This is a genomic window from Nocardia sp. NPDC024068, from assembly GCF_040638875.1.
In the GTDB taxonomy this organism is placed as follows: Bacteria; Actinomycetota; Actinomycetes; order Mycobacteriales; family Mycobacteriaceae; genus Nocardia.
Map to the genome: position 1 here is coordinate 75,873 of NZ_JBEZYU010000006.1, position 5,177 is coordinate 81,049.

The window sequence follows — 5,177 nt, forward strand, 5'->3', positions numbered from 1 at the left end:
GCTCCGCTGCTAGATCACTGTCCGGAAGCCGCCGGCATTGTCCTCGTCCATCCGGACCAGCTGATCGGTCTGCGAACGCAGAGCCGCGGCCAGTTTCCTGATCTCGTGGACACCTCGGCCTGCGGAGTCGTCGTAGGAGGTGGCCACCGCTCGCAGGGTGTCCGCCGCACGGACCGAAACCTCGTCCATACCGGCAGGTTCGACAGCCAATGCCGGCAGATTCACCCGTAGTGCGTCCTCCAACCGTGCGGCCAGGGCGTCCAGTTCGGTGCCGGCCTGCCGGACCTGAGGTGGATCGAATTCCATGCCGATCTCCTGTCAGAGGGTCAGTGGTTTGTCCGGTGAGTCGCCGCTCAGCGGTTCGGACACCCGCTCCGCCGTGCCGACAACCGGCAACGACGTTCCTTCCATTGCGCCGACGACCTCGTTGCCGTGCGCTGCGTTGACCAGGTGGTCGCGCGTGCCGTCCGCTGTCGAGGACTCACTGCCCCGGGGGAGCCCGGCAGCGCCCAGACCTCCGCCCATCGGGACGGCGCCCCCGGGTGCGCGCGTCGCGCTACCGCTCATTACGGAAGCCGTTGAGTTACCGGGTGTTCCGGCGCCCGCACCGGGACCACCGCCGGTGGCTCGCGCCCCCGGCCACGGTGCCAACGGTTGCGCAGGTGTGCCCGCGATTCCGCCGCCGCCCGCGATTCCGCCGCCCGCGAGCGCTGCCCCCGGCACACTTGCACCACCGATCCGGGTAGCCGGATCCGAAGGGTCCCCGTCGGGGCTCGACTTCACCGGCTTCAGGGTTTCGTGTAGCTGTGCGACGGATCGCGCTCCGGTCGTCACCGCACCCGCCACCGTCGGCACGATCTGCATCAGCTGCATGACGATCTGCATCGGATCCACACCGGTCGGCGCATTCGTGACCGGGATTTTCTCGCCCGTCGCCATCATCTTCGCGCTCTCCACACTCAATTCGGTGCGGGTCTTCGCGGTCACCACGGTGGCTTCCGCCAGGGTTTCGGTGGTGGCCGCCAGTAAGAACAGCTGCCCGGCGCCGGTCATCAGGAACGGACCGGCGGCGGCGACGGAGGCCAGGTAGCGTGCCACGATGGCCGCCATCGTGGTGGCGCCCGTGAAAACCGATGTCGTCGCCGTCGCCGTGCCGGCCGCGGTCCCGGCGCTCTGACCTGCTATCGCCGCGCCGTCACGTTGTGCTTCGGTGGCCTTGTTCGCCGCCGCCGTCGCGGCCATGCCCTGCCACAACGTCATCGCGGTCTGCGCCGCGGACGCGCCCAGCTGTATCGCGGTCTGCAGGGTGGCGGAGATCTGCGAGAACACTTGGGACGGATCAGGATCGGTCCCGGCGGCGAACTGCCCGGTGCCGAAACTACTGGCCAGATCGGTGATCGGCTTCGCGATCAGCGAGAGGTCCAGGGCCGGGAGCGGCGGTAGTTCGGGCAGCGGAATCTGTGCGGGCAGTTGCGGCAGCGGCCCGAGACCCATATCCGCGAGAACAGCGTTGACCGGCCGGTCCAGCGCGGGACCGGCCGCGCTGTTGCGCAGCAATTCCAGCACGGTCTCGTCGAGCGGTCCGCTCATGCCGATCTGCCGATCGCGCCGAATTCGGCGACCGAGGCTTCTTCGGTCGAATCGTAGGCGGCAGCACCCTCATAAGAGGTCAAGGCTGTCGCGGCATGTACGGCGGCCAGCTCGCTGACCGACCGGAGGTTGTTGGCCTGCGCGTACGCGAAAGCGGCCAGGAAGTCCTGACCGATCAGACCGAACACCGGGATCGCTGCCGCGATGAGTGCGGCTTGGTTCACAGTTCCGGCCGTTGCTGTCTCAATTGCCAGAGAGGCCGAGGCATCGCCGAATTCACGCACGATATGGGAGTCCGCCACAAGATCAGTCATCTGAACGCCTAGGGGCCGGGAATTTGTATTCTCGTTGTCAACGTATCCAGAACCGAGAACCGCCGACGGCCGTGAACTTGCCTCTGATGGGAAGTCTCGCGCGGCGGGGAGGGATTGTGACCTGGTCAGTGGCCGGATTCATGCCCCGGCATCGACTCGGCGAGTTCGGTGTTGAAAGCATCGACCAGTTCGCCGCGCCGGATGATCGCGAGATGGGCGGCCCGGCGGGCGGTCGCCACCACCACCGACTCGAATTCGGTCGGCGACAACTTCGAGATACCCGGTGCGAGAGCCAGATCGCACAGTGTGCCGTTGCCGTCGACCTCGGCGGTCACGGCGCCGTCCGGTGAGGTTTCCCGCACCCGGATCCCGGCGAGCCGGTCCGCCAGGTCGTGCATCAGGTTCAACTGACGGTGTACCCGCGCCTCCAGCGCATCCATTGCCTCGCTCATATTCACCTCAGCCGGATCTGCGGTTCGGCATCGTGTTCCGATGCCGTGACAATTCGGCCGGTTCGATGCCGATTGGGAACGACAGGCCCCTGACCGGTGGTCCCACCGGAGATCGAACCGCATCTCGACGCAGCTGTTGTCATGGCACCTCGGTCACTCTTCGTAGGCGCACATACTACGGCGGGCCGGAGCGGCACTGACCCACCCGAGGCGCCACGGGTCGGACCGGGGCACCCTTTTGCGGGTGAGTCCCCGAGCGGGTTCCGTCATTGTTGATGATTCGTTCCCGCTTGTGGGAAATCGCCTTTCAGGGGTGCTGGAATTATTTGGCCCACCTGGTGGGTGGTGAGGCGGTCGGTAGGCAGGTCGAGCTGGGAGCGAGTGGGCAACGTGAGCGATAAGGATTCGGAACAGCCGGAGAGCGTGGACGAGCAGGCGCCGGATATCGGATTCCGCCTCGCCTCGCCGGATGCCGTTGCCGAAGTAACCCCGTCGGGCGATACCACCCGTCCCGATGCCCGCGCCGATTCCGGGACAGGTGAACCTGCCGACCGTGCCGCGGCCCGCGAAATTGCCGAGGCAATAAGCGATTCCGGCCCACCCGGCTGGCAGGAGATGGACGCCGTGTTCGCGGTGACGACTACCGCGGTGTTCACGGAGGTGCGGTTTTCCGACGGCACACGTTCCGTGCGGGTCCAGCCCGCACAGGAGGTGCTGCAGCAGGTGCGCAGCCAGCGCGCAATGGTCGCCGAATCCGGCGATGAGCCCTGGTGGCGGTTGCTGCTGCGCGCGGATTCCGGAGGCGGACTCGATATCGATTACGACTTCGGTGACGAGCCGTTCCCACAGGGTCAGCTTTTCGAGCCCGAGGCGTATCGGCTGGATCTCGACGAGTATCCGCGGGAGTCGTTACCGGTCTGGCTGGCCGCCTACATCTCGCATGGTGACCGGCAGTCGCGGACCCCGCAGCAGGCGGCCCGGGCGGCCCGCGCCGACCGGGAATCCAGAGTCTGGGCGGATGTGGCCGCCGGTGAATTTCCGGCCTTGCCGCAGATGTGGGCGCGCTGGGCGTGTCTGGCGGCGGGTTTCGTGGCGGCCCGATCGGAGTGGGGACCGCGGATCGTACCCGCGATGGGCTGGTTCGAGAGTTCACGCCGTGGCGGGTCGACGCTGTATTCGCTGCCCGGCGACCGGGCGGTGCTCTCCGGCGGGGTCTGGGAGGCGCCGGCGCTGGACGCCACCTACAACGAGGACGCCCCGATGCCGGAATTCTTCGCCGGCGCACCCGACTGGGTGGCCGATCCGGTGTTGAATCCGCGTGCCGGGACCGGGTTGCTGTCGTTCGTCTACTGGTGGGAGGCCGGTCGCTGGTACCGCGGGGACTCCCCGGATGCCGAGGCCTGCGCCACCGCGGTGCCCGGGGTCTGGACAGCGGATACCGTGGCCGGGCTGCTGGCCGGCCTGGCGGCGACACCGCCTACGGCACAGGCCCGGGCCGCGGCGGCCGAACTCGTCGCGGCGGCCGAACTCGGACTGGCCACGCGTGACACCGTGACCGCTCTGTTCGACGAGGACACCTTCGATGTCGACGGAGCGGTCTATCAACTGAACACCGCCGGTGTGCTGACCGCGCTGCCGGTGGAGATGCCGGAGAGCGAAGCGGTGCACCGGGTGCGGACCTATATCGAGAGCCGGGGCCTGGATACCACCGGATACCCGCTGGACGAGCTGGCAGGGGAACGGATCAGCTGCGGATGGATGGTCTATGTACCGGTTCCGCAGGGGGAGATGGCGATCGGGCGGGCGATCTTCTACGTGGCCGACGACGGGGTGCTCGAACACTCTTCCTCGTCGGTGGCGCCGGCGGTATTCGCGAGTGGATTCGAACAGCGTTTCCACGAGCGGCGGAAAGTTTCGGTGTGAGTGCGCGGATAGTCGTGCCCGGCAACGGTGAGGATCGATGATGGCGAAAAGAGTTGAGGTCGACCCGGCGTTGCTGGTTGATGCGGCGAAGTTGGTTGCCGAGATCGGTGAGGGTCTGGCGGCGGCCCGTGACAAGGCGAACAGCGTTATGGAACACACCGGAACAGCGTGCGGGAACGATCATTTCGGTCAGGAATTCGCCGGCGGTGCTCGGGGGTTCCGGAGCCAGGCGGAAGCGGTCGAGGAGAAGACGGGCCGGATGTCGGAGATGGTTACCGGGATGGCCGAGGATATGGGGTCCGGTCTCGGTGCGGCGCAGGCGCTTCGGGACATGGATGAATCGTCGAGTAAATTGTTCGGGCGGTAGTGTGATAACCGGCGACTATGCGGAGGAAGCCGCCGCGGCGTATGAGAGCCTGCAGCGGCAGATGGCCCAGATTGCCGAGGTGCAGCGGCAGCGGGTCAAATTGACAGCGTCGGCCTCGGTGCGGGACGGCCGGGTGACGGCCACCGTCAATGCCGATGGATTACTGATCGAAACGGTTTTCGCCGATGATATCGACGAGCTGAGTTATGCGGAGATCGCGGCGGCGGTGACCGAGGCGACGCAGCTGGCGGCGGCCGAAATCGCGCGGAAGAATGCGGAGTTGGTCGCTCCGTTGCGCGGTGAGCGGGAACGGCGGCCGAAGCTGTCGGAGTTGTTGCCCGGCATGGCTGATGTGGAGGCGATGATGCCGGTGGAGCCGCCGGTGCCGACTTCTGTTCCGGATCCGGAGGATGCCGAGGAAGAGGTGGCTGCCGATCCGGTCCTCGAGTTCGACAATGTGGAAGAGGTAGATCGGGCCGCGGGCCGTGGTCGGAATGGTCCTCCGATTCTCGGTTCCGATTGGTGATATAG

The 5,177-nt window shown here is 66.8% G+C and carries 7 protein-coding genes; 3 read left to right on the plus strand and 4 right to left on the minus strand.

The genetic code is table 11. The features are described from left to right. Positions 1 to 9: 9 nt before the first annotated feature. From AB0F41_RS09300 to AB0F41_RS09315, 4 genes are all read right to left on the minus strand, one after another. Entirely contained in the window at positions 10 to 306 is a 297-nt protein-coding gene (locus tag AB0F41_RS09300) for a PE family protein (protein WP_357422281.1), read from the minus strand. A gap of 12 nt (positions 307 to 318) precedes the next feature. After that, on the minus strand, positions 319 to 1,590 hold the full coding sequence (locus AB0F41_RS09305; protein WP_357422282.1) for a hypothetical protein: 1,272 nt from the start codon (positions 1,588 to 1,590) through the stop codon (positions 319 to 321). Then, entirely contained in the window at positions 1,587 to 1,892 is a 306-nt protein-coding gene (locus tag AB0F41_RS09310; RefSeq protein ID WP_357422283.1) for a hypothetical protein, read from the minus strand. The genes AB0F41_RS09305 and AB0F41_RS09310 overlap by 4 nt, the downstream gene beginning before the upstream one ends. Positions 1,893 to 2,029: 137 nt before the next feature. Then, positions 2,030 to 2,356, minus strand: a complete 327-nt coding sequence (locus AB0F41_RS09315) for a YbaB/EbfC family nucleoid-associated protein (protein ID WP_357422284.1) — start codon at positions 2,354 to 2,356, stop codon at positions 2,030 to 2,032. Between the two features lie 390 nt (positions 2,357 to 2,746). Between AB0F41_RS09315 and AB0F41_RS09320 the strand changes: the two genes are divergently transcribed. The 3 genes from AB0F41_RS09320 to AB0F41_RS09330 are packed head-to-tail and all read left to right on the plus strand — an operon-like array spanning position 2,747 to position 5,172. Next, positions 2,747 to 4,279, plus strand: coding sequence for a hypothetical protein (locus tag AB0F41_RS09320; RefSeq protein WP_357422285.1), 1,533 nt, complete (start codon positions 2,747 to 2,749; stop codon positions 4,277 to 4,279). A 40-nt stretch (positions 4,280 to 4,319) separates the two neighbouring features. Beyond that, positions 4,320 to 4,646 (plus strand): hypothetical protein, encoded by a 327-nt coding sequence (locus AB0F41_RS09325; RefSeq protein WP_357422286.1) that lies wholly within the window; start codon positions 4,320 to 4,322, stop codon positions 4,644 to 4,646. 1 nt (position 4,647) lies between these two features. After that, the gene (locus tag AB0F41_RS09330; protein WP_357422287.1) at positions 4,648 to 5,172 is read left to right on the plus strand and encodes a YbaB/EbfC family nucleoid-associated protein; all 525 of its coding nucleotides are present in this window, start codon (positions 4,648 to 4,650) and stop codon (positions 5,170 to 5,172) included. Positions 5,173 to 5,177: the final 5 nt, after the last annotated feature.